Annotated in this window: 23 protein-coding genes; 3 read left to right on the forward strand and 20 right to left on the reverse strand. The window is 52.0% G+C overall.

The annotated features are described in order from the left end of the window. Positions 1 to 280: 280 nt before the first annotated feature. From BUB30_RS03405 to BUB30_RS03450, 10 genes are all read right to left on the reverse strand, one after another. Complete coding sequence (locus tag BUB30_RS03405) at positions 281 to 1,447, reverse strand: iron-containing alcohol dehydrogenase (RefSeq protein WP_073134745.1); 1,167 nt, start codon at positions 1,445 to 1,447, stop codon at positions 281 to 283. 8 nt (positions 1,448 to 1,455) lie between these two features. Then, entirely contained in the window at positions 1,456 to 1,755 is a 300-nt protein-coding gene (locus tag BUB30_RS03410; RefSeq protein ID WP_073131070.1) for an antibiotic biosynthesis monooxygenase, read from the reverse strand. A 109-nt stretch (positions 1,756 to 1,864) separates the two neighbouring features. Further along, a complete protein-coding gene (locus BUB30_RS03415; RefSeq protein ID WP_073131072.1) occupies positions 1,865 to 2,953 on the reverse strand; it encodes a mechanosensitive ion channel family protein in 1,089 nt (362 codons plus the stop codon). A gap of 230 nt (positions 2,954 to 3,183) precedes the next feature. Next, positions 3,184 to 4,854, reverse strand: coding sequence for a hypothetical protein (locus BUB30_RS03420; RefSeq protein ID WP_143164743.1), 1,671 nt, complete (start codon positions 4,852 to 4,854; stop codon positions 3,184 to 3,186). Then, on the reverse strand, positions 4,851 to 6,026 hold the full coding sequence (locus tag BUB30_RS03425) for a hypothetical protein (protein WP_073131074.1): 1,176 nt from the start codon (positions 6,024 to 6,026) through the stop codon (positions 4,851 to 4,853). The genes BUB30_RS03420 and BUB30_RS03425 overlap by 4 nt, the downstream gene beginning before the upstream one ends. 143 nt (positions 6,027 to 6,169) lie before the next feature. Beyond that, the gene (locus BUB30_RS03430; protein ID WP_073131076.1) at positions 6,170 to 6,859 is read right to left on the reverse strand and encodes a hypothetical protein; all 690 of its coding nucleotides are present in this window, start codon (positions 6,857 to 6,859) and stop codon (positions 6,170 to 6,172) included. Then, the gene (locus BUB30_RS03435) at positions 6,856 to 7,608 is read right to left on the reverse strand and encodes an LVIVD repeat-containing protein (protein WP_073131078.1); all 753 of its coding nucleotides are present in this window, start codon (positions 7,606 to 7,608) and stop codon (positions 6,856 to 6,858) included. The genes BUB30_RS03430 and BUB30_RS03435 overlap by 4 nt, the downstream gene beginning before the upstream one ends. Then, entirely contained in the window at positions 7,608 to 8,141 is a 534-nt protein-coding gene (locus BUB30_RS03440) for an LVIVD repeat-containing protein (protein ID WP_143164744.1), read from the reverse strand. The genes BUB30_RS03435 and BUB30_RS03440 overlap by 1 nt, the downstream gene beginning before the upstream one ends. Positions 8,142 to 8,332: 191 nt before the next feature. Continuing rightward, complete coding sequence (locus tag BUB30_RS03445; protein ID WP_073134748.1) at positions 8,333 to 9,424, reverse strand: SGNH/GDSL hydrolase family protein; 1,092 nt, start codon at positions 9,422 to 9,424, stop codon at positions 8,333 to 8,335. Between the two features lie 94 nt (positions 9,425 to 9,518). Then, positions 9,519 to 11,888 (reverse strand): ABC transporter permease, encoded by a 2,370-nt coding sequence (locus BUB30_RS03450; RefSeq protein ID WP_073131082.1) that lies wholly within the window; start codon positions 11,886 to 11,888, stop codon positions 9,519 to 9,521. Between the two features lie 180 nt (positions 11,889 to 12,068). On the opposite strand from BUB30_RS03450, the gene BUB30_RS03455 reads away from it, so the two are divergent. Both BUB30_RS03455 and BUB30_RS03465 read left to right on the forward strand, forming a co-directional pair. Continuing rightward, positions 12,069 to 12,818 carry a DUF3575 domain-containing protein gene (locus BUB30_RS03455; RefSeq protein WP_073131084.1) on the forward strand — a complete coding sequence of 250 codons (750 nt, stop codon included), beginning with the start codon at positions 12,069 to 12,071 and terminating at the stop codon, positions 12,816 to 12,818. Between the two features lie 820 nt (positions 12,819 to 13,638). Then, complete coding sequence (locus BUB30_RS03465; RefSeq protein WP_073131089.1) at positions 13,639 to 14,025, forward strand: hypothetical protein; 387 nt, start codon at positions 13,639 to 13,641, stop codon at positions 14,023 to 14,025. 30 nt (positions 14,026 to 14,055) lie between these two features. Here the strand turns inward: BUB30_RS03465 and BUB30_RS35025 are convergent, their stop codons facing one another. The 10 genes from BUB30_RS35025 to BUB30_RS03515 all read right to left on the reverse strand — a co-directional run bounded on the left by BUB30_RS35025 (position 14,056) and on the right by BUB30_RS03515 (position 22,135). Next, complete coding sequence (locus BUB30_RS35025) at positions 14,056 to 14,205, reverse strand: hypothetical protein (RefSeq protein ID WP_178377008.1); 150 nt, start codon at positions 14,203 to 14,205, stop codon at positions 14,056 to 14,058. Positions 14,206 to 14,326: 121 nt separating this feature from the next. Beyond that, the gene (locus tag BUB30_RS03470) at positions 14,327 to 14,788 is read right to left on the reverse strand and encodes a hypothetical protein (RefSeq protein WP_073131091.1); all 462 of its coding nucleotides are present in this window, start codon (positions 14,786 to 14,788) and stop codon (positions 14,327 to 14,329) included. A gap of 3 nt (positions 14,789 to 14,791) precedes the next feature. After that, positions 14,792 to 16,342, reverse strand: a complete 1,551-nt coding sequence (locus BUB30_RS03475; protein WP_143164745.1) for a hypothetical protein — start codon at positions 16,340 to 16,342, stop codon at positions 14,792 to 14,794. A gap of 282 nt (positions 16,343 to 16,624) precedes the next feature. Then, positions 16,625 to 17,515 (reverse strand): phosphatase PAP2 family protein, encoded by an 891-nt coding sequence (locus BUB30_RS03480; RefSeq protein ID WP_073131095.1) that lies wholly within the window; start codon positions 17,513 to 17,515, stop codon positions 16,625 to 16,627. A gap of 259 nt (positions 17,516 to 17,774) precedes the next feature. Beyond that, positions 17,775 to 18,311: an RNA polymerase sigma factor SigZ gene (sigZ, locus tag BUB30_RS03485; protein WP_073134750.1), complete on the reverse strand. Its 537-nt coding sequence runs from the start codon at positions 18,309 to 18,311 to the stop codon at positions 17,775 to 17,777. 32 nt (positions 18,312 to 18,343) lie between these two features. Beyond that, positions 18,344 to 19,387, reverse strand: coding sequence for an ACR3 family arsenite efflux transporter (arsB, locus tag BUB30_RS03490; protein ID WP_073131097.1), 1,044 nt, complete (start codon positions 19,385 to 19,387; stop codon positions 18,344 to 18,346). 10 nt (positions 19,388 to 19,397) lie between these two features. After that, positions 19,398 to 20,039 (reverse strand): low molecular weight phosphatase family protein, encoded by a 642-nt coding sequence (locus tag BUB30_RS03495; protein WP_073131098.1) that lies wholly within the window; start codon positions 20,037 to 20,039, stop codon positions 19,398 to 19,400. A 46-nt stretch (positions 20,040 to 20,085) separates the two neighbouring features. Continuing rightward, complete coding sequence (locus BUB30_RS03500) at positions 20,086 to 20,415, reverse strand: ArsR/SmtB family transcription factor (RefSeq protein WP_073131100.1); 330 nt, start codon at positions 20,413 to 20,415, stop codon at positions 20,086 to 20,088. A gap of 84 nt (positions 20,416 to 20,499) precedes the next feature. Then, entirely contained in the window at positions 20,500 to 21,546 is a 1,047-nt protein-coding gene (locus tag BUB30_RS03505; protein WP_073131102.1) for a formylglycine-generating enzyme family protein, read from the reverse strand. Positions 21,547 to 21,871: 325 nt separating this feature from the next. Then, entirely contained in the window at positions 21,872 to 22,135 is a 264-nt protein-coding gene (locus tag BUB30_RS03515; protein ID WP_143164746.1) for a hypothetical protein, read from the reverse strand. A gap of 126 nt (positions 22,136 to 22,261) precedes the next feature. On the opposite strand from BUB30_RS03515, the gene BUB30_RS03520 reads away from it, so the two are divergent. Next, positions 22,262 to 23,902, forward strand: coding sequence for a hypothetical protein (locus BUB30_RS03520; protein ID WP_143164747.1), 1,641 nt, complete (start codon positions 22,262 to 22,264; stop codon positions 23,900 to 23,902). Positions 23,903 to 24,147 lie beyond the last annotated feature (245 nt).

Below are 24,147 nucleotides of genomic sequence, written 5' to 3' on the forward strand. Positions count from 1 at the left end.
GCCATCCCACAGAAAAAGTTTCACCAAAAAACCAAAAGGGCTCCCGACCGAAAGGTTCACCAAAAGCCCAAAAAAGCTCCCCGACTGAAAAGTTTTCATCAAAAGCCCAGGACTCCCCGACTGGAAAGTTTTCTCAAAGCCCAAAGGGCTTCCCTACCATAGCCCCCGGTGAAACCGGGGGTACGGATCAAACAGCACAGACAACCCCAACGAGGTTCCCTATGCCCACACACCATTAAAAATCGGGTCAATGACCTTGCAACAAATCAATCTCCACAGCCTAACTCAACTGCAAGACGTCCGTCATCTCCTCAGCGTTCAATACGATCGGATTGTTTTTGTTATCCGAAGCCGCCAGGATTTTAGGAAAGTCTTGAGGCGTAACGCCGCTTTGAGACAAGGCTGGGATGGCCATTTCAGCGCTCCAACTGGCCATAAGATCAAGAAGAAAGTCGATATAATAATCGCTCGTTTTTCCGGGAAGCGCCGAGAATAACTTACCAACTGTAGCATACTTTACCAGCGCCAGTTCATTGGCTTGCGTCGCGCGCAGTTTACGAACGGTCACCCGGTTTGCCGCCGTCATGAGTGCGCTGCAAATCACCCCGTGTGAGATCTTAAAGTATCCGCCTACCGCAGAAGCAAAGCCATGCACGAGACCGAGCCCCGCGTTGGCGAGCGTGATGCCCGAGAGATAGGCAGCCAACATCATATCGGCACGGGCTTCCAGATTTGTGCCTTCACGATAAGCCTTGGGCAAAGCACCGGAGATGCGTTTTAATCCCTCCAGGGCCAGCGCATCGGTCACAGGATTAGCTGCCGTGGAGAGATAGGATTCCAGCAATTGCGTGAACGCATCCATGCCGCTGGCCGCCGTGATGGCGGGAGGACAATGAACGGTGAGCGCCGGATCGAGTATCGCCACTTTGGGTACGAACTTGTTATGCCGCAGTGACTTTTTAAAACCCCGCGCTCCCGTCTCCGACAACACCGCGTTCTTTGTTGCTTCACTCCCCGTTCCTGCAGTGGTTGGAACGGCCACAAAGGGAAGTGTGGTGCCGGGGTGGGATTTTGTTCCTACACCTTCCAAATAGGGAGCGACGGGCTCATCCAAGACCAGCATCGCCGCAATGGCTTTGCCGGCATCCAGCACACTGCCACCGCCGATGGCCAGGACCGCGTGTGGTCTAAAGTCTGAAAATTTTGTCACCGCGCTGTCGATCACCGCCGGCGAAGGTTCACCCGGGATCTTACAGATCTCGACGTTGAAATGCTCCTGTCGCAGTTGATCCAGCAAGGTCTGGCCTGGCGTGGACGATAGAAAGGAATGCGCGCCCGTAACCAGCACGATCTTCTTTCCATAGGTTTCCAGCACGCCCGGGGCAACCGAGATCATGCCGGCGCCAAAATGTACATGGGGTGTGGCGGCTAATCCGAATGCTTTCATGACTTCCATTATGCGGAGACTGGGTAGAGCAAGTTGTGCTTCACGCCTTCGCGTGGTTTGGCCATCCAATCGGCTACAGTGTCGCGCCATTTCTGGTAGTGGGCCGTCTCTTTGTGGGCAGCGGCAGCTTGCTCGGTGGCGTAGGCTTCGTAGAATACGAATTTGTTCGGATCCTGGGCGTCTTGTAAAATATCGAAGCGTAGGTTGCCGGGCTCCTGGATGGATCGTTCGTGGTTTTGGCGCGTGGCTTCGATGAAGGTTTGGCGGAATTCGGGTTTTACCTGGACGTGGATGATGGTGGCGACCATTGCTTTTTTTCTGCTAACGTACGAGGAAAAAGGCTTAACCGCAAAGACCCGCCTTCGCTGAAGCTTCAGCGGGCAAGCGCAAAGTTGGCGCAAAAAAATTCAGATACCCTTAGTTGTCGATCGTTTGGGGGGTGGGAGTTTCGTGCCTTTGTTTGGCGGCCTGCCAGTCTTCGCGGATGAGGAAATGGATGTCTTCCCGTTCGAAGGTTTGGAGCAGCTTTAGGTTGATGTATTGTTGGATGTCCATGTAACGCAGGTAGTCGGCCACGGTGACGTAGTAGATCACTTCGAACACAACGCCATAGTCCGTGAGTCGTGCCAGGTGGGCACGGTCAAAACGAACATCCTTGGCGCTTTCGATAATGGACTTGATGAGGGTGGGGATTTTTTCGAGCTGGCTGGTCGTGGTGTCGTATACCACTGTGACGGTGAATTGCACGCGGCGGTTTTCCTGGCGTTTGTAGTTGTGCACGCGCGACTTGGTGAGGTCACTGTTAGAGATGATGATCTGTTCGCCGGTAAGGCTGCGAAGACGCGTGGTCTTCACACCGATGTATTCGATGGTGCCGTTCTTGTCGTCCACGTTGATGGCGTCGCCTACTTCGAAGGGCTTGTCGAAAAAGATCACAAAATAGTTGAACAGGTCGCCAATGATGTTTTGCGCGGCCAGGGCCACGGCAATGCCGCCAATGCCCACACCGGTGAGAATGGTGGAAACGTCATAGCCCAGGTTTTGGATGAGGAACACCCCACCCAGGATCCACACCACCAGGTTGATGATGATCATCAACCCTCCTACCTGCAACACTTTCGTCTCCCCGTTTTCCTGTTTTCGGATATGGTTGATAAGAATGATCCTGATGGTGGTGGAGATAAACCGCAGCACAAAAACCATGATGACCACACCCGTGGCGACCTCTACTACGCGGCTCGCTTTTACGGACAACTCCAGGCTGTTGATGCCCCAGTAAATGACCAGGAAGCTGAGGATCGGCAACACAAATTTTTCAATGCCGGCCACCACCTGGTCGTCGGTCTTGGATGGGCTCTTCGCCACCATCTGCTCCACCTTGGTCATGATGACCCGCTTGAAGATGCGAATGAGCAGCAAGCCTAAAACAATGATCCCGGCGGCAATGAGATAGGTCTGTACCGTATTCTTGCCTTCTCTCGAAAGTATTTCCTCGAATGATCCCATGCATTTCATTTTGCATTCTTCAGAAGGAAAATATTGTGCCGGAGATGTTGTCTTCCATCACAAAAATGCAAAGCGCCCGGAAAGCGTCGTAGCTCTCGTTCGATTCCATCCCCGGGAAGGATGTTTTTTTATTTCACAGATGGTGGGAAAAATTTCCTCAGTTTGAAACCATCACCATGGTCCGGAGTGTGGAGAAATGTCGACAGGATCCTTTCAAAAAATTCTACCTCCTACTCCACCTCTGCATCAAATGCAGCATTCACGATCCGGTCGTTCCGTTTCAGTTGTATCCAAATGCGATAACGACCGGGCGACGGAAAGGCATAGGGAAACGAGACCATGGTGTGTTCCGGATCGCGCATCGTGTGGTCCATGTTTGCTCCATAATACTGGTTGCGTTCGGCCTCCGTCATATTTTCAAGGCGTGTCAGTTCACGGTTTACGCTATCCATAAAGACCCGCGACCGCGGCAGTTTCTTAACATCCACAGGGCCCTCGTTGGTGGCAAAGCGATTCAGCATGGTTTGCTGGGAGGCCATGGAATAGCTGCCCACGGGATGCAGGTGGATGTACACACTGCCGTCATCCTTCATCACGACGGCGTGACCCATCATGCCCAGGTAAGGTTGGAGCACTGCGGGCTTCCCGGTTTCGTCCTGCACATTGAATTTGAGCGAATACAAATTTTGAGCTACCAGGGGTTCGGATGGATTGTGTTCCCAGGTCACCGTGGCCCCGTCGGGCAAGGGCGTGCGTACGCCGGGCGTTCCGCAAATGATCACATCGGCCGGTAGCTGTGTCGTTGCTTTTGTTGCGGCGATGGGGTTTGTGAAAAAATAGGTGTCGTCGTGATCCCGCCGGCTGGTGTCGGGTGACATCGCGACGTTGGTGGCATATTGCCCGGGAATGGTGAGCGTGTCGGGGATGGTTTCGGAAAAGCCGCTGAGGCGCGTCACGTCCGCGAAGACAAAGTATTTTCCCGCGGGCAGCGGCGGCATGGGGGTCACAAAGGTGACGGAGTCTTTTCGTATGGGGTGCAGGTGTGCAAATGCATCCAGCGTGTTGGCGCGGACGAGGAAGAGGTGCATCAACTTGCCGTGATCGGGGATGATGTAGCTGATGTTGCGCGTGAAGGTCAGGTTGGTCAGTTTAGTCGTGTCGACGGCAAAAACCAGTTGCCTTCCATTTCCTTCCGGGACGATCGACGTGGTGGCCCGGAAAGGTTTGAACATGAAGCGTTGATAGGATTCGGCCCAACCGTTCCACCACGACCTTCCTCCCCAAAGCAAAAGCACCATCAACACGGAAGCCGACACAGCGCCGATGATGCGCTTTCGCTGGATGGCCTTGGCCTGATCAAGTCCGGGTTTCACCAACCCGTCGCTCACGCTCGCGCTGATGATGGTGACCATGAGCACCACCAAAAGGATGGCAAGGGCCAGCAGCGACCACCCCAATTTAGCGTCCATCACTTTTTGCGTCGTCGATACAGCCATCACCGGGATGATCACCCGGCCCGTTTCGGCTGTGCCCCGCACTTCCACTTCTATACCGGACGTGCCCACATCCATGAGCCAGATGATGCCGCGGTAATGGCCGGGCTCTCCAGGTACGGGTTTCATTTCGTCGGCCTGGGGTGTGCCCTTTGCGCCGGCAAACCAGTACACGGGCTTGGCCCATACGGACGTGACGCCGGTGGCATGTGTAAAGATGTCTACGGTGGCCGTGCCGGGAATCACTTCCGGAGGATTGATGAGGGCCATCAGCGAATACGTTCCTGCGCTGCCTTCAAAGCTAACGCCCGGGCTACCGACGTGCGACCACCCTGCCAAGGGAATGCAAAGCCCCAGACAGGCTGCGATAAGTACGCGGAATAATTTCCGTCCACCGCGCGCCATCATCGCACAATGCGTTTTAGCCATGAGCCCCACGCCAGTCCCACGCGCGACGTAAGCACGCCCAGCACGAAAGCGATAGCCAGTCCTTTCACCAGGTCGAGCCCCGAGGAGATCATCCAGGGGCCAAAGGCATAGCGGTATTCCCAGTTGGCGTCAGAGCCAAAATACCATTTCGAGGTGCCGAAGAACCAATGTCCCTTCGAGGCCATGAGCACGTTGGCGAAAGGCCACTGCACGGCCAGCAGCAAAACCACGAACGCCAGGCTGCAAACGACCGACCTTAACCAGGCGTTGGACAGGGATGGCCGATGGATAATGAAATCGATGGCCAGCGCCGGAATCACCAGCAACAAGGGGAAATCAAACGGCTGGAACGTCGTGATGGGATTCAACACGGGTCCGAGTCGCGGGGTTGCGGGGAACAAGGGTAGGATCCACAGCATCACCAGCATCAATACGGAATAGACGGTTGCCGCCTGTGTGGCGCCCCACCTTGAATGTGAAGCCACTGAAAAGGCCACGAGGAATAGCGGGAAAATGAGTGACGCGACTTCATAAAAAAGCACGCCGTGCATATCGTGACGGCTCAGGTATTCGGAGGCCATGGTGTATAACATGGCGACCATAAATCCGGAGGAAAAACCAAAGAGCCACGTGAAGCGGTTTTGTGTGTCCGTCGTCATGGTAGCCCCGCCGAGGTTTTGGTAAGCCACCACGCTGACGATGGCGCCTAGCTGTATGGTGATCATTCCCAAAAGCAAAACGGTATGGGGCGGCGAAAGGATGGTGACGTCCAGGCCGTAGGTGTTGTGCCACCAGTCGTCAAAGGGCGCGGAGGTCAGCATGGCCAGTGCACCCCAGATGCAAAACAGGTTGCCGAGCGAGCCATAAAAAATGCCCCAGAATTTTACGCTGCCTGCCCGTTCCAGGGCACTGCCCGCAAATGTCAGTCGTAATACCCGGTAGCCCGAGAACAGGCCGGCCGTTACGCCTCCGAGATAGATGGCCAGGTGCGGCGCCGAAAACAAACCATCCCTCCCAATGCTGAGATGCCAGGAGATGTCCCAGATCAGGCCCACCATTATGCTGAGCGACGATAGTACGGTTACATAGAGATAAGGCGGAACAGCCTTTGATTCCGAACGGGCCGAAGCCTGCAGCGATAAAGCATCCATAGTCAAGCGTTACAAACCAAAGATACTTTTTAATTTCAGCGCGAAAAATAACGGCAACCTGGGATTTTAAAATGTATGTTAATTTTTTTGGATGTTGCACCCTCGGTTTAGGATGAGCGATACCCCCACCCAAGTCAAACCGATCAAAAGATCCTGTAGCCCAGGCGGACACCGACGATCAACCGGAATTCTCCATGGTCTGCCTCCGTCGGCGCAAAGATGTCGTCGGAATTGTTGCTGAACGCTTGACTATTCGGGGCATTGGGTTTGCCAACATCGGTGTAAAGAATGCTGCGATAGGCCGCCCCGACGTTGATGTCGAAAAAGAATGAACGGTTTTTGTTCCATCCCGGAAAAAGCAGCAACCCATATTTTAGGCCCACCCCCTGGTTGTGGTGCACGACTTTGTAGGTCGTGTATTGAAAATAATCACAGTTGCCCGAGACACAGTCGAAGCCGATCACTTCCGAGCGGTCGAACGTTACGCGGCTATAGTAATATTCACCTGCGATATAAAATGGGATCTTCGCCGGCGATGGCAGGTAGTAGCGCAGCTCGGCAATGCCGCGGTAGCCGCCCTTGTTGCTGAATTCCTCCGTGCCGGACGATGGGTAATTCAAGATCCAACCCAGATCATATTGCAGGTTGATGTGCTGCGTGAGTTTGTGTTCCAGTGCCACCTGGAACGATGGGTAAAAATAGATCAGGTGGAGCGGGCTCCATTTTATCGCCAGTTTAGGTTGCTCTATGCGGTAGCTTTGCTGCGCCACACCAACCAGGTTCAGGCACAATAGCATACCCACCAGGGAAACGATCCCGTTCCGTTTTTTCATGGCGCTACCGGGATGAGGCTTAACTTTTTAATAGCATCGGGGTCGGTGTAATCATACTGTGCGACGCCGTCTTTCCCCGTCAGGATCAGCGTACCATCGTTGGGGATCACATCATAGGCATTGTCTTCTGCATAGCGTTTGACCAGTTTAACGTTCATCGGATCTTTTACATTCAGCACGGTGAGACCCGACTCGCCTTCGCAGACAAATAACAAGTCACCGTCCACAGCTAAACCGTAGGGTGAGTTGAGGCTATAGCTCGTCAACATAATCGGTTGTTGTGGGTCTTTGATGTTGATGATCTCCAGGTGATTGACACTTGCAGGACGGCAACTGTAGGTGCGCAGGGTCACAAACGCCAGGGTATCCTGAACCACCACGGGGTCGCAAGAGACAAAGTGTGAATAGGACGATACAAACAACGGGCTGGCCGGAGTGGCTATGTCGTAGGTGATCATCGCATCCACGGTCCCCAGGTAGAGCCAATGCTCGCGGACGAAAATGGTTTCCACGCCGGGACTGAGTTGGACTTCATTTATTTTTTCCAGGGCGCCATTGCCCATGAGTTGATACACTTTCAGTGCGTCGTCTTCCACAGCATAAAGATGCGTTGCCGTAACAGCGAAGCGCGCCAACGATCCGCCTTTGCCAGTAAGACCATCGGTCGTTGTTCCATCCGAATCCTGGCAGGAAAAGGCGGCGAGGCACACGACAGCCATAGCAACGATGAACAGGATGCGCGTTTTCATCAGCGGAAACATTTAGGATTGTTCAACGTGGTCATCTCCCACCCGATCACGATCCCCTGGTTGCTGTCGGGACATTCAAAGTACCTTCCCTCGCGCGGAGGGACTTGTTGCGCCCAGTGCTCTTGCTTGAGGCGACTGAGCTCATGGATGTTATTCCAGTCCGATACATCGAGTGCCACCAGGTCGGTCAGATGGTCGGCGTAGAGCACATTGTTTCGTACGGCCATCTCGGTATTGCCCGCGAGTTGCAGAAATCCCAAGGCCCTGGGATGCGACGGGTCGCTATTGTCGAAGACGTGGATGCCCTGGTACTTTTCGTTGATGAGCAGATACGTTGACACCACATAGATTTTTCCGGGGTGAACCAACGGCCGTGCTCCGACAAATGCCAGATTCACCTGGTCGTCTGTGCCATAGATGGGTTTGTACCCCTCGACTTCTCCCACGGGAAAGTCCGGTGCAAAGGGTGGCTCCGGGTAGCAACCTGACGCGAAGATCAGGGCAGCCATTAACACGCGTGTTGCTGTTTTCATCGCCATAAGGATTAGGATGTGAAGACCAATCGCCGCTCACCTCCCCTGCTCACCCACAACTGCGGCTTTTATAGAGACACCGTTTTTGAGGATTAGGTTGGAATGGGATAGGACTTTTGCGCGACGGGATCGCTCCGGATCACTTATGTTATCCCTGGTTTACGAAGATGATGCCGGTGTAGAGATCATTTTCACCACTTGATATGTTGTTCGATGAAAGCGATAAGGCTCTCGGCCACTGCTTTTTGTTCGGACTCCCGCGGATGACCACCCGTGTTTTTGTATGGGAAAAAGCAGGTGCGGATCTTTTTATCTTTCAATCCGGCGATCGCCTTTTGAACATAGCCGGGCCAGGGAGATCCTTCCCGCGTGGCGTCCATGTTGCCGAGGGAGCAGATGATTTGGGCGCGTGGATATTTTTTGCGGATGGAGGACACGAAGTCCTTATAGGCAGCCACAATAAATTTCTCATCGGGGGCCTTCGTTCCAAAGCGGGCACGGAATTGTGCGTTGTCCGGCAGATTAATGATCCAGGAATCATTTTGGAATAAATCGATGACCACGACATCGGGCGTGTATTGAGCGAAGTCCCATTTGGACAACGAGTCGGTTGGATCGAGGCGGTCGTACATTTCGGGCATGATGAGCGGAAACCAGCTGACCATGATCCCGATGCCGCTTTTGCCGATGCAGGAATATTGCGCGTTGAAGTGGCGCGCCGTGAGCGCGGCATAGGTGATGTAGTTGTTCTCGAAATAACCGTCGCGCGAATCTTTGCCCCGCGTGTCTTCCACGCCATAGCCACAGGTGATGGAGTTGCCGTAGAACTCGATCTTTCGTTTTGGTTTAGGTTGAGGTGGCAGCACCGTCGCGCTGTCTTCCACCTCAAAGCCGAAGAACAAGGTCTTGCCTTTGTCCCATTCCGTGCGCTTAAAAAGCTGAACCTTGTGGTTTCCTTTGCTCAGACCCGAGGCCAGCACATGGCTCCGCTTTGTCGTGTCCGGGTTTATTTTCACAATCGTGGTGTCGTCGATGATGGCGTTGTAGTAGTTGGCGGTGTCCACATCTTTCAGAATGGCCGACAGCATGGTGCCCTTGAACCAGAGGGTGGCCGATGTGCCGGACCAGATGAGCTCGGCGGCCTGGTCCTTATAGGCTATCCGTCCCTCGTAGGCGATGTTGGCATCGCGAAAGGGAACGGTGCGGGTTTGGCCGCAGCAATGAAAAATAATGAACGTCAGGAAAAGGGAAGCCCAGGTTGACCGGGATGATAGAAATGCCATGACCATGAAATTAAACCGGCCGGAAAGATCAGGCAAAGTCAACGCATCTCCATGCAAAGACCGCGATTTTTTCAGCGGCCCGGCTCCATGGAAACTATTCGCTTCTCAGCGCCTTCACCGGGTTGCGCAGCGACGCGCGGATGGCCTGGGTGCTCACGATCAGGGCCGTTACCCCCAGCAACATCAATCCCGACACGGGGAATACCCACAACGGCATGTCTATTCTTACCTGGTATTGCTCCAAAAATTGCTGCGCCGCCCAGCCGGCCAGGGGCGCCGAAAAAATAAAGGCGACGATCACCATGCGCGAAAAATCTTTTGTCAACAGCAGCACTAGTCCCGTGACGCTGGCGCCCAACACTTTGCGGATGCCGATCTCTTTGGTGCGTTGTTCCGCGGTGAAAGCGGCCATGCCGAACAGACCCAATCCCGTGATGAACATTGCCAGCAGGGCAAACGCGCTGGTGAGCCGCCCGATCATGTTGATGCTGGAGAATTTCCGTTGGAACTCGTCATCGGCAAAGCGATACTCGAAGGGATAGTCGGGACTGTATTTTTTGAAGACGTTGCTGATGCGGATGATGGAAGCTTCTAAGTCGTCGCTTTTGGGTACACGCACGGTGATCGTGCTGGACCAGGTCGGGTCCATCGTCATCACCAGCGGGTCGATGTTGCGCGAGCCGGAGCCCATCAGCACGTCGTCCATCACACCGATGATGGTCCAGGTTTGTCCCCACATTTGAATCCGGTCGCCGACGGGATCTTTCAAATCCATGGCACGCACGGCGGCCTTGTTGAGGATGATGGCCGTGGTGTCGCTTTTGAAATCCTCGGAGAAGTCGCGGCCCTCGAGCATGCGGATGCCCATTGTTTTGGTGTAGTCATATTGGGTGGCAATGTTCGTGGCTTCCACGCGCTGGCCCGCCCGCATTCCCGTCCATTTTTCGATGGGGCTGGACGCAAAGATGTTTGTGATCGGGCTGTTTGACTTGGTCACCGACACCGCGGCGCCGGTGTTGACGAGCTCTTGTTTCAGCGAAGAGAAATTCTTTTCAATGTCGGTTGTCGACCAGATCAGCATCAGGTTCTCACGGTCATAGCCCACTTCGCGATGCTTCAGATATTCGACTTGTTTATAGATCACCACGGTGCCCACCGTCAGCAAAATAGAGAAGGCAAATTGCAGCGTCACCATCACTTTGCGCGGCATGCGGCCGGCCCTGCCGGTTCGCACTTTCCCTTTCAGGATCTGCGCGGGGCGGAACGACGACAAGTAGAACGCCGGATAGCTTCCGGCCAACAACCCGGTGAAGAGGATGAGTGAGAGGCCAAACAGCCAGATCTGGGGTGAGGTATAATCGATGACCAGGTGCTTATCGATCAGGACATTGTAAAACGGTCGCGCCAGTTCCACCAACACGATGGAAAAGAAGAATGCCAGCGCCGAGATGAGCAGCGACTCCCCAATGAATTGCATCACGAGTTGGTTTCGGCTGGAGCCAACGCTTTTGCGGATGCCCACCTCCCGCGCCCGGTGTTCGGAGCGGGCCGTGGCCAGGTTCATGAAATTGATACAGGCGATCACCAGGATAAAAGCGGCGATGCCCGAAAACAACAGCACATAATCGATGAGGCCGCCGTTTTCTTTTCCATTTTCAAAGTTGTTATAGAGGCGCCAGTGACTCATCGGGTGAAGGAACAGTGAAACCTCGCGCGACTCGGTGTTGTGCTTGCCTACCACATCGTGCAGGAAGCGGTCCACGCCCGCCCGGTCGGCTCCCGGCTGCAGCTCCACATAGGTCTCGAAGGCGTTGTTGTTCCAATTGTCACGGGCATATTTGATCCAGTCGGCCGTGGCTTCGAAATACACGAAGGGCAGCAGGTAATCGAAAGAGAAGGAAATGTTTTCGGGTGGGTCGGCCAGGATGGCCGTCACTTTCATGGGCTCGTTGTTGGCAATCTTGACCAGCACGATCTTGCCAAGCGCGTCTTCGTCACCGAACAGAGCGGTGGCCGTCGATTGAGTCAACACGATGGAGTGCGGCTCGCGAAGCGCGGTGGCGGCATCGCCTTGCAGCAATTGGAAACGAAACATTTCCAGGAAGCTCTCACCGGCATCGAGGCCTCGTTTGTTGAGCTTCTTTTCACCCACGGTCAGCAACGCACTTTGCCCCACCGTGAGCACCGAGCGTTTGATGCGCGTATCCTGGGCCAACGCTTCGCGCAAGGGCAGCGGCGTGTATGGCTTGGTCATCACACCGTTGTCGGTCGTCGCGTTTTGTTTGATCTGATAGATATCCCGGTAGTTGGAAAAGTAGTGATTGAACGTGAGCTCATCCTGCACCCACAGCAGGATCAGGATGGACGCCGCGATGCCCACCGCCAGGCCGGCGATGTTGATGAACGAGTAAGCGCCGTTTCGCTGGAGCGTGCGCAGGGCAATGGTGAGGTAATTTCTAATCATAGTCGCTGGGGCTGAGGCTAAATTCAAGCCAATTTTAAAAACTGGTTTGGTGTCGCCATATAGCCGCTTTTGGAAGCCCCCGAGGCCGTTGGCGGGCAATCTTGTGCGCCTGCGGACGGAGGCGTCTAAAACATTTTCGATCGATTTTTTATATTCCTCGCACATTAAGACCCTTCTGTTATGTTCTTCCGATCCACAGCTTTCATAGGGCTGGTGCTGGCAAGCACCTTATCCTATGGCCAAACCTACCCCGCGTCGCGCAGCAACACCGTGAAACTGGACCTCACCTCGCAACTGCTCTATTCAAAGTCCCTGGTGTTCTCCTACGAGCGCGTACTCAAAACCCATCAAAGCATGGCCTTCACCGCCGGCTACCACACCTTCCCCACCCTGGTGGACCTGGGCGCCAACGTCCACGTGACCGACGACAACAAACGCAGCGGATTTGTACTGGGCGGTGAATACAGGTTCTACCTGGCCAAGGAAAATAAATATGCGGCACCCCACGGTGTCTACCTCGGCCCCTATGTGACCTACCATCGATTCGCCAACAACCGGAACGTTGAGGTGACCAACGCCGACGGCTCCATCTCACAAGCCATTCTCGACACCAAGTTCAACGTTCTCAACATCGGCGTTCAACTGGGCTACCAGTTCATCATCAACGATCGCTGGTCGATAGACTTCGCTTTTATCGGTCCTTCCACCTCCTACTACTCCGCCGATCTTAACCTCGGTGGCAACTTCAGCGCCGACGATCTCAGCGAGCACCACCAGGAGATCCTGCAAGCCCTGGCCGACAAATTCCCATTCCTCAAAGACCTGCTCGAAGACAACACTGTGTCAGCCAGCGGCAAGTCAAGTAAGTGGTCGTTTGGTTACCGGTATTTTTTTCAAGTGGGATATCATTTCGGAAGAAAGCGCGGATAGAAGGACATTCAAACATACTCGAACACACAACGATGACCAATCATAAAATATTTTGACTCATCCCGTATTCCGGGGTTCACTCCCACCTACCGTAGAGGATTGCAACACGTCATATCCATTTCTTAAAATCAAAATTCATTCCGGAGCAGCGCAATGGATATATACCGATATTCAATTGATTAGAAATTATAAGGAGAGCGACAGGTCGTCTCTCCTTATAATTTGCCTGCTCACACGGTGGTAAATCTGACCGGCTTACTCCATTCGCCTATAACCACTCAAAATGGATGGCGTTAGCTTTGCCACCCGGTGTTCTCCCAACTTCTCTGTCAAAAGAGACTTCTTTCTCTTGAGAAATAGTCTTCTATATTTTGCACTCTTTGTTGCCAATGGATATATTTTCCCCTCGAGCACGATCACCATGTAATACTTCGCATACTGACCATCGTTGTAGTCGCGATCAATCACAGTCCGAAAAGGCTTTGAGAAAATCGCATAGTAATAAATTCCATCACACCCCAGGCTATCCATAGCCGCTGGCGAAGCGTCAAAACGAACGGCTTCACCCTTGTTCTCCTCTTTTGGAATCAGGAGGCCCCTCCAGGCTTATCAGTATCCCCTGCTACTGGACTGACCAAAATTTCAATCGACAAAAACTTTTAATGGTGCTTGGTTCAGTTATATATATGAGTATCCTCGTGCTAGAGCAGATACATATTCTAATTCATCATCCTGCACAAATCGTGTTATTTTTTGAATGGTTTGTAATGATGAATGACACTGGAAATCGGGATATTCATCCTTATAAACCCCCAACGCCATGAAACTTTTCATCGCCCTCTTCCTGATGGTGCTCGTCACGGTTGCGTCCCAGGCCCAGTATAGAAACGACAGCACGACCTACGTCATAAAAATCCAAAAGTATCACGACATGCGCACCGTCGGCACGCTGTTGACCATCGCCGGAAGCGGGATGTTTGTTGCCGGGTTGGTGACCATGGCGGATAATCTTTTGGGTGATGATCAAAAGTTTGAGAACGGGCTTGTCGTCTATGTGCTCGGTGCCGCCAGCCTGGGCGCGGGCATTCCCTTGTGGATCGTGGGGGCGCATAACCACAAAAAATATTCGGAGAAACTAAGGGCGCTCACTTTGAATTTTAACGCGGGCGCGTCTTATCGGGGATTGACGTTGCGCTACCGGTTTTGAAGGTAGCCGTCGCTATCTTCACTGGATATTTCAATCACCACCCATTCGCGTCTTCTTGTCGACGTATGTCAGGAAAACATTGTCGCGTCCATAGATGATCCCCACTCCACCGGTTTTCTTCTCGAGGCGGATCGTCTTACTTTGTGTGTTGAAGGCATCTATAGGGCCATGCGTTTTCATCTTTTTAACTTCAGCTTCGTCATCAAGGTATGGCCGTCGCGATAGCCATGGAAGTAGTTGAACTCGCCTGCCTGACATACGCCGGGTGAAAAGCTATTTGTTCCTGGGGTGATGACTGGGCCTAAATTCCGTGCTTCTTCTTCATTAAGCGAATCAGCTGATCAAAATGGCTATGCTCTACCGGGTTAAAAAGTGCATCAGGCCATGAAAGGCTCGCGGGAAAAAGGTAATACCGCCACTTGCTTTTGATTTTTATCACGTAGGTACTTCCTTTTATCCCAAAGATGTTCCCCAGGCGGTTGACAAAATCAACGTCTTCCCATTTGATGTACTTCTTTGTTGTCAGCCAGATCCCCTCTTTTGTAATTTCGGCCTGGCAAACACTCGGGGAATAGATATGGTGTAGCCAAAGCAAGACCGCGAGCACGGTGCCATCCCGGACAAAATCCTCCAGGGTGTAGTGGCCCTTATTCAGGGCATCCTTTGTAAAACCACCGGCACCCAGAACAAAAAGAACCATGAAAAAATATTTCAGGGAATAGTAACGAAAGGCATCGCTTTTTTGCTCTTTCTCAATGTTCATGGACTATACTTTTTCGATCACCATTTCTTTGGTCTTCTTCACGATATAGACTAGCAACACCCCGGCACCATCATAGATAACCCCACTTTTCCCCGCCTTGATTTCTTTGCTTACTTTGGCAAATCTCCTATTCAACGCATCTACTGGTCCGTGGTTATCTAAGAATTGTGGTGCCGCACTTAAATCAGAACTCGTCAGGTACCCGTAAAAATAGTTGTAATCTACTGTGTAGCCACTCCCACCGGGCATCATATGCCCAGGGGTAGAAATTGTACCTCCGGGTGTGGACATGGTTGACCCTGGCGACATGATCGAGCCACCGCCATAGCGAGAGAACACCTTGCTCCCCACGATCAATCGATAATAGGTGTCCGAAGGTTCCACCAGGATGAAAGGCTGCCCATTATTGTTCAAGGCCCTCAAGACCTTCGTTGCACGATCTGCTTCATTGCGGGCATTCGACCATTCCGTTTCCAAACTTTCATTGCCTTGCATCAGGTCGGAACTCTTAAAAGCAACCGGCGTTCCTTTAGGATAGTGAAGCAATTTTGTTTGTTCTCCTGTTTTAATGTCGTGAATAGAGAGTGCGATGGCCTCGTTGTCGAAACAAAAAACGAATAATTGGTCATCCAGCAAAAAGCTATTGTGCTTCATCTTGGCGGCATTCACCATGACCGTGATGGGACCTGCATGCTGCGGAGGCGGGGTGAACGCCGAGCCTGATTTTATCTCCCGTTTATCGCCGTTCAACCACGGAATGGTTCGCAGGTCCGCCTTGCCCGTATTCGTGTCGAGTGACATGACCGCCAGAGCTCCGGAGCTGTTGTCCTCGGGGCCATCAGAGATCAGGTAAATGATGTCTCCCCGGACATAGATCTTGTTGCCGCTCCGGCCGTTTTCAAAAGAAACTGCCTGCCCCCTGGGGACAAATTCAAAATCTTCTTTTCGCAGTATTTTCTCCAGCTTATCGTTGCTGATGGGAAACATCATCACCTTGTCGGCATCCGTGCCATTGGTGGCTACGACTCTTAGCGCATCCTTTTTCTTGTCCACAGCCACCCGGTAAAATTTTCCATCTTGTGCGAAACTGGCAATATAGTTTTCGCGGTCGAGGACCTTTTGCTGAAAGTACTCCCCTTTCTTTACAAACTGGAGTAGTTCGATGCGAGGCTCTCCCTGAGGCAATTTGGTTTCGATGTAAAACTTAATATCCTCCGGTGTGGAGATCATCCCCGCAAACCGAAAGCGCACGCTCGAAACGCGATACTTGGTCACATGCTGCGTAGCCCGGTTCACCAGGACAAATCTTGTGATCTCCGTATCCTCCTTTCCCCAAACGGCGATGTGCGTTTCATCGGTCACACCTTCCATGTTGTCCAGGTAATTTTTTTCCATGGCAAACTGAATGGGATTTGATTGGCCATATACATCGCGGGTGACCACTACCATCGCGAAAATGGTGATCAGCAATAGACAAAATCGCGAATCTGAATTGATAAAGAAAGGGAAAGGCACGATCCGTGACAACGGTCGGGCAGGGTGTGTTTTCATCATAACAAGCCAAACGATTAGATAAAAGAATTAAAGCAATATCGAATATACAAATAAGCTTGAAATTTCAAAATGGTTACCAGTGTCTAATAACAGACAACCCAAGGACACCACGTTTAGATCGTCATTGTATTTTTTTTGTATCATTAACTCCCAATCGGACCAAACGTTCCAGACAGGATACGTCGATTTCCTCCACGTTCAGTCATTCCCTGCTCTTCTTCCGTATCGTTGTTATGGTCCTGTTCGAATGGTGTTCGAAGGCTGCCCTCAGGACCGCCACAATCATTTCCTAAAATCTTCCTTTGCCTTTGCAGCCCATTCCTGTTTTACTTTTTCAAAGTCCTGCAGAAAAGCTTTGTTCTGAAACAGCATATTGACAAACTGCCGGGCGAAGATCCTCGATGCTTCCGAATCGCTTGGGTAATGAACGCCCAAGATCTCGCGGGAGTGAGCCATGTCGTAGGCATCCTTCACAAATACGTCGGTGAACTCAGGCGCTAGTTCCTGATAGATATAAGCATTGATGTAGGAGTTTGCCGCGTGGCCGCTGGGATAGGCCGCCCAGTCCGTGTCCTGCAGATTTTTCAAATCGTGATCGATAACATAAGGGCGAATGCGGGCGTATTTGAATTTGAGCGACCAGATGAAGTAGCTCGCATCGCGCCATACTTTCGCCATGAAATCGGCCGTGACGGGCAGGCTTTCCGGATTGAACCATGAACCGATGGAGCGGCCAATGTGAAAGAGGTTCCGGCGATAGCGGGCATAGGACGAATCGCCTGGTTGAACGCGGTGGCTATAATAGACATCGGCCATGTAGAGACTCGCCCGTATGTCTTCTTTGGTCCTGTACTTTTGAAGGGCCAGCAGATAGTTGATCTCCGCCCGCGTTTGTTCGGAGCTGTTGACCGGTGCATCCGGTAATTTGAAATCATCAACCTTGACACCGGTCAGGTATTGCGGCGTGAGGTTCATCCTCTGTTTTACGGTTTCCTGGTCGGTTATGAATTTTTCCTTGTCCATGGGTTCTTGCAACGACCGGGCTTTGGGGCTAAACTGCAGCAACTGTTTGTAATGGCCCCGAATGGGCGTCAACTCCCGGTGAATACCTTTTTGTGCGGTGACTACCGCGGGCAGCAGAACGAGTAAGAGAAATGAATAGACTGTTTTCATGTTTGCGTTTTTGATATAGAGACGGCGAGGCCTTCAAAAAGACGCAAAAAAAAATCTTGCGTCTTTTCCGGACGGTACGCGTCAATAAAGGCGAGTGAGTTCACTCATCTTATCAAACTAAAACAAATAAACGTATGGAAAATCAACTTGATCCCGGCGCTTGCTGTGGCGATGACTGCTGCGGCGGCCTGAACAGCGGATGCTGCTAAACCAAAAGAGGCTGCCCTTTGGGACAGCCTCCTTTGTCATCTTACGCCCATCAACAATGGCACGGACCACGATTCTCGCAAACCGTTACGTTTCCATAAGCATCGAGCTTGATGGTATATTGCTCGTCCATTTTGCGCTTTAACATTTGTCGCGCGCGTTGAACGCGTGATTTGGCGCCGGAATAAGAAATATTAAGCCTTTCGGCCAATTGCAGTTGTGAGAGATTGTCGTGTTCGGTGAGCTCGATGGCCTGGCGGTATTTGGCAGGAAGCGTCGACAGCATCTCTTTCAAACACGAATAGACGCAATCGTTCAGATTGGTGCGGTCGCTTTCCCAATCCAGGTCGAGCAAGGTGACGGATTTGTTTTGACTTCGAAAATAGTCGGTGATGGTGTTCCGCGTGATCTGATACAGCCACGCTGTAATTTTCTCGGCATCGTTTAGCTGATCCATGCGGGTGTACATTTTTAAGAAAACATCTTGAAGGATGTCCTCGGCTACAGCTTTATCTCTCACCCTGCGGTAGATGAAGGCTTTTAACGCCGTTTGGGTCTCCGTCCAGAGTATTGTTGCCGGTGCTTCCATAGGATTTGTTTTTATAACAGCATTGTCCATTTTTACACGGCTGTTTTATACAATCTTCTTCTAAACCAGAAGGCCAGGTTCACCAGCAAGATCAACGCCGGCACTTCAATGAGGGGACCGATGACCCCGGCAAATGCTTGTCCTGAATTGATCCCAAAGACGCCAACTGCTACGGCGATGGCCAGTTCAAAATTATTGCCGGTGGCCGTGAACGACACTGACGCGTTCTCCTCGTAGTTGGCGCCCAATCGCTTCGACAAAATAAAACTTAGCACGAAGATGATGATAAAATAAATCATCAGCGGTATCGCGATCCGGACCACGTCTAACGGGATACTGACGATCATCTTGCCTTTGAAGCTGAACATGATGACGATGGTGAAGAGCAGGGCTATCAAGGTCAGTGGACTGATCTTGGGCACTACATGTTCCACATACCAGGCCTCCCCTTTTTTCTTTTTAAAAGCGTAGCGCGTAAGAAAACCCGCGATGAACGGCACACCCAGGTAGAGAAACACACTCTCCGCGACGTCGCGCATGCTCACGTTCACCACCGAACCATCCACACCAAAATAAGGTGGCAGCACGGTGATGAACAACCAGGCAAATGCGCTATAGAATAACACCTGAAAAATGCTGTTGAGTGCTACCAGCCCTGCGGCATACTCTTTATCACCTTTGGCCAGGTCATTCCAAACCAACACCATGGCGATGCAACGGGCGAGGCCGATGAGGATGAGGCCTACCATATACTCCGGTTTGTCGCGCAGAAAAATGACGGCGAGCGTGAACATCAGTAAGGGACCTACGATCCAGTTCAACACCAGCGAAAGGCTGATCACCCTGACGTTACTGAACACCTTGCCCAGATGTTCATAGCGAACCTTGGCCAGTGGCGGGTACATCATCACGATAAGTCCCCCAGCAATGAGTACGTTCGTTGTGCCCACCTGGAAGTGCGCCATGAGTTGCTCTACCGGAAGCAAGTTGCCCAGGGCGACACCTACGGCCATCGCCAGAAAAATCCAGGACGTCAGATAGCGGTCCAGGAATCCGAGTTGCTTTTTGTTGCTCATGGCGTCTTGGCTATACTTTTATTCGCGAAAACGCATATAATATCTCGCGCCCGATTTCGTGGACCCTTTCGGCATATTTGGCTGCTTCCTGAGGTGTTCCATCAAAGTTTTTCGGATCGTCATAGGTAAGCGCGATTCTTGTTGTGGCGCCCTGCACGAGGGGACAATTTTCATCGGCATGTGAGCACGCCATCACGGCCGCGAAATCGTTGCTTTGATTGAAAGGGTCATCGTATTTTTTTGAGAAAGCCCGGATGCCGGGCGCGTCGGGAGCGAATTTCACATCATACACCGGGTTCTCGCCATTGGCAAATTTGCTGATCGAAAATCCGGCGTCCTGCATGGCCTTTACCGCCCTGGGATTAAAGGCCGTTGCCTCCGTACCGCCCGAAAAACAAATCACATTCGGCACACCATAGGCATGTGCAGCGGTCTGCGCCCATATTTGAGACAGGTGACTTCTCCGTGAATTGTGTGTACAAATAAAGTTGAGATACGCCTTCTCGCCTGCGTCAATCTTGTCTTGAACAAAAGCTGTAAGTTGGTCAAGGATCTTTTTTCGCTCTGCCGGGATCTGTTCGAATTCCCGTGTGAGTTGTTGGATAGTTCCTTGCAAGGGAGAAAGTAGTGTGGCGGTTCGAATCGCTGACATAGTTATTGTATTATTGTAATATTACGGTAGCGCTAGTCAAAAAAAATCAACAACAATCGTTCTTCTTCACAAATTTGGAGAACATGTTTATGAAGATGTCCCGGGCTTCCTCCCACACGTTTTCGTCGATGCAGTAGTTCACCTTGGGGCCTTCGATCTCGCCTTTGATGATCCCGATCTGTTTCAATTCTTTGAGATGTTGATTGATGGTGGATTGTGAAAGCGGCAGAACATCGACCAGGTCGTTGCAAATACAGGTTTGATTGCTCAACAAATGTTCCAGTATGGCTACGCGGGCGGGATGGTCAAACGCCTTGGCCAGAACGGCAAGCCTGTTCTGACGCTTCTTGAATAGTTCTGATTTCGTGATCCCCATATCGTTATAACGCAATATTACGTTATGACGTTTAAGAATCCAATTTTCGACAGAAATCTTTTTGCTGTACTATAAGGGATTCTGTCACTCCACATCTTTCACACAACGAAAACCAATATGCGATTGCCCGCTGTCAAAGGCGGTAGCTTGCCGTGCGCTCGGGCGGTAGTTGACGCAATAGTTTGATGCACACAAGAACGATCCTCCTTTGGTGACGCGCTTCAGCCCATACGGATCTTGCGGGTCGAAAGGCTTAGCCGGACCGTGGGGGTTTAGGGTGAGACGGCTCTTGGCCAGTGTTTGGAAATACGTGGCATCATACCAGTCGCCGGTCCATTCCCACACGTTGCCGATCATGTCGAACAGTCCATAGCCGTTGGGAGGAAAAGAACCCACGGGCGATGTGGTTTCGAAGCCATCCTCTTTGAGGTTGCGCACGGGGAAGCTGCCTTGAAAGGTGTTCGCCATAAATTTCCCTTGTGGCGATACTTCTTCGCCCCAACTGTAGCGATCGTTCTTTCCCCCGCGCGAGGCAAACTCCCATTCGGCTTCTGTGGGGAGGCGCTTGCCATAGTATTGGGCATAGGCCAGTGCATCGGGATAAGCAATATGAACGACCGGATGGTCCCACCGGCCTTCCAGGTTGCTGCCGGGACCTTCGGGGTGTTGCCAGCTCACGCCTTCCCTCCATTGCCACCATTGGGTGTAGTCGTTCAGCATGACGGGTTGGGTTGGAGCATGGAACACCAGCGATCCGGGGACGAGCACGCTGTCGGGCGGTGCGGGGGTGCCGGGAGGGAGTTGCTTGCGGAGTTCCTCCCACGAGGGGTGGCGCTCGGCCAGCGTGATGTAGACGGTGGCGTCTACAAACTTCTTGAATTGACGGTTGGTCACTTCCGTCTTGTCCATCCAAAACCTATCGACCTGAACCATGTGTGCAGGACGCTCGTGGTCGTAACTCTCGGCATCATCGGTGCCCATCATGAACACGCCACCCGGGATCAGCACCATGCCGCTTTGATCCGGTGTGACAACACGGGTATCTTTCACCGGGCGTGGTTTCATAAAGGCCACCGTTGCCGCCAACGCCACCACTCCGATGGAGATGGCCACGATTTTTGTTGCTTTCATACGCACCTTGTGTTAGATCCTCGTTGTTGCTTGTTCCTCTTGATAAAGCTCAGTTCGCCTTGATGAACTGCTCATACGGGTCAAGAAAATCTCTGGTATATGGCGTTTTGATCGAGACGCACCCCTCCCTGAAAAACGGTAGTCACGCCCTGATGATCGCTATGGGCGACTCGCTTTGCGTTACCGATTTCGACTTGGACATTCGGATGGCTTTCATAACCATTGTAGTATTGATGAATTACCATTGTAGTATCGATGGATTACCATTGTAGTACCGATGGATTACCCTATAGTATCGATGAACCACCACTATAGTATCATTGGATTACCCTTCAAGCCTTGTTCTCTTATTATCGTCCGAATTCAAGTATCCAACGATCTCTTTCTCCAAGTCAGCGAAAACGCGTTGATACTCTAATTCTCCTTTCAGATTTTTGATCATATCATTCTTATAGTGCTCGAGTGTCCTTGCGCTGAAGTAGAAATCCTGACACAAGCTCTTGAAGTCGTCGTTCGTATTATAGGTCTTCAAAATTATTTTTCGATGCTTGGGAAAGCGATCGAGCATGTAAATAATCTCTTCGTTCATAATCTTTTTAACAAGAAATATGTACATTCACTGAGCTGATATATTCGAAGTGCGAGGACGAATGTAGACGCTTCCGATGTGAACTATAAGTGAATAACCGTATTTTACTGTAAAACATGACCCCCGATGTTAAGAGAAGAAGTATCCATTCAACTTCGAAGAATACTCAATTCCGCACCCATCATGAACTCGAGCGTTCTCACGCAGTTCTTGAATTTCGTGGTGTCGGAAACACTCGCCGGCCGGAGTGACAGCCTGAAGGAATACACCATCGGTGTCCAGGCGCTGAAGAAGGATGCTGACTTCAACCCGCAGATCGACTCGATCGTCCGCATCCATGCTGGCCGGCTGAGGCGCGCCCTCAAGGAGTATTACTATGAGCTCGGCCAGAACGACCCCATCATCATCGACATACCCAAGGGAAGTTATACCCCCCTCTTCACGTTCAAGTCCGACAAGGACATGATGGTCCTGACGGATCAAAGCCAGGAAGAGTTCACCGGCAATGCCCTCGACACAGAGATCGCATCGCCACCGGCAACACCCGTGATCACCCTCCTGGAAAAGCCCACCATCGAGGTGCTCCCTTTCAAAAACATCACCTCTCAAAAAGAAGTCCAGTTCTTTGCCCGGGGACTGACCGAATACATGAGCGCGGAGCTCACCCATTTCAGAAATGTAAGAGTGATCACGCCCGACCGTGAGCAACCTTCCAACACGCGCGACTTCGTCCTTACGGGAAGTGTTCAGTGGGTGACCGGACGCATCCGCGCCTGGGTACACCTGACCCATTTCGCCACGCAGGAGCAGGTGTGGGCGCAGACCTTCGAGCGGCATATTTCATTCGAAAGCTATTGGGAGTTCCAGGAAGAGATCGTGAACCAGGTGCTGGCCGAGATCATGGGACTGTACGGGGTCATCTCCAATTTCTATGTGAATAAGATCGACAATGCGCGGCCCGAAGAACGGACGGCATATCCCCTGCATTACTGGCACTTCCACCTCATAAAAAACTTTGATCTCCCCACGCTTCAACGGGCCAAGCAAGCCTATGGCGACATTGTCAGGAATGACCCCAACAACGCCTTGGCCTACGCCTACCTCAGCCAGGTGTGTTCCGGCGAGAAGGCCCTGGTCAACATGGGCTTTGAAAGAGGGCTGGACGATGGCCTTGCCTATGGACAACTGTCGCTCAAGCGCGACCCGCTATGCCAGGAAGCCTACAAGGCCTTGGCCATTAACCAATTGATGCGGAACCACTTTAAAGACGCCGCGCAGCTCTTGGAGCAGGGCATCCGCATCAACCCGAAGTCCAACGACTACAAGGCCTACATGGGGGCAACCCTGATCTACTGTGGCTTTTACGATCGGGGCAAAGAGGTGCTGGACGAAGCCTTCGCGCGTGATCCGTATTTACCCTGGTGGCAGGTGCTGGCGTTCGGCTACTACGCGTTTAACCGTGAACACTACCAGGACGCCATTTTCTGGATCGAACGGATCGAGGTCACCAGTGAAAAGATCTCCCTCCTGAGAGCTGCATCCTATGCCTACCTGGAAAACTACAGCATGGCCTTCGACGTGTTGTCGCTGGAGCGCCAGGAATTGCTTACCGAACAACTGCTGGATCTTGACCGGCTAAATTCCCTCTTCACCCCTCACACCTTCGCACTCCAGGTACGCGAAGGATTAAAGAAGCTGATCCAACATCAGGCGACGGGTGTTTTCGGTATGACACTCATGTTGCTCGTGCCTTTTATTTTTTGTTGACTCCTCTTGGTCTCCCCTTTTCCGAACCTCACCCCCGCCGTTAACGGTCAACCCATTCCTTAGTTTAACGGTGTAACACCGTGTTTAACTATCTTTTCTGACCCTGTCATGGTAACTATGTCTCCAGAACACCATGGCGTTGTGTCGGGCATACCCCATGCGTTGCGCACGTACACAATCCTATCTGTCATTGAACATCGGGTTGGCCTTTGACTTCTCATGAAATAAAGGACCCTCTCTTTTTT

This window comes from Chryseolinea serpens (assembly GCF_900129725.1).
GTDB lineage: Bacteria > Bacteroidota > Bacteroidia > Cytophagales > Cyclobacteriaceae > Chryseolinea > Chryseolinea serpens.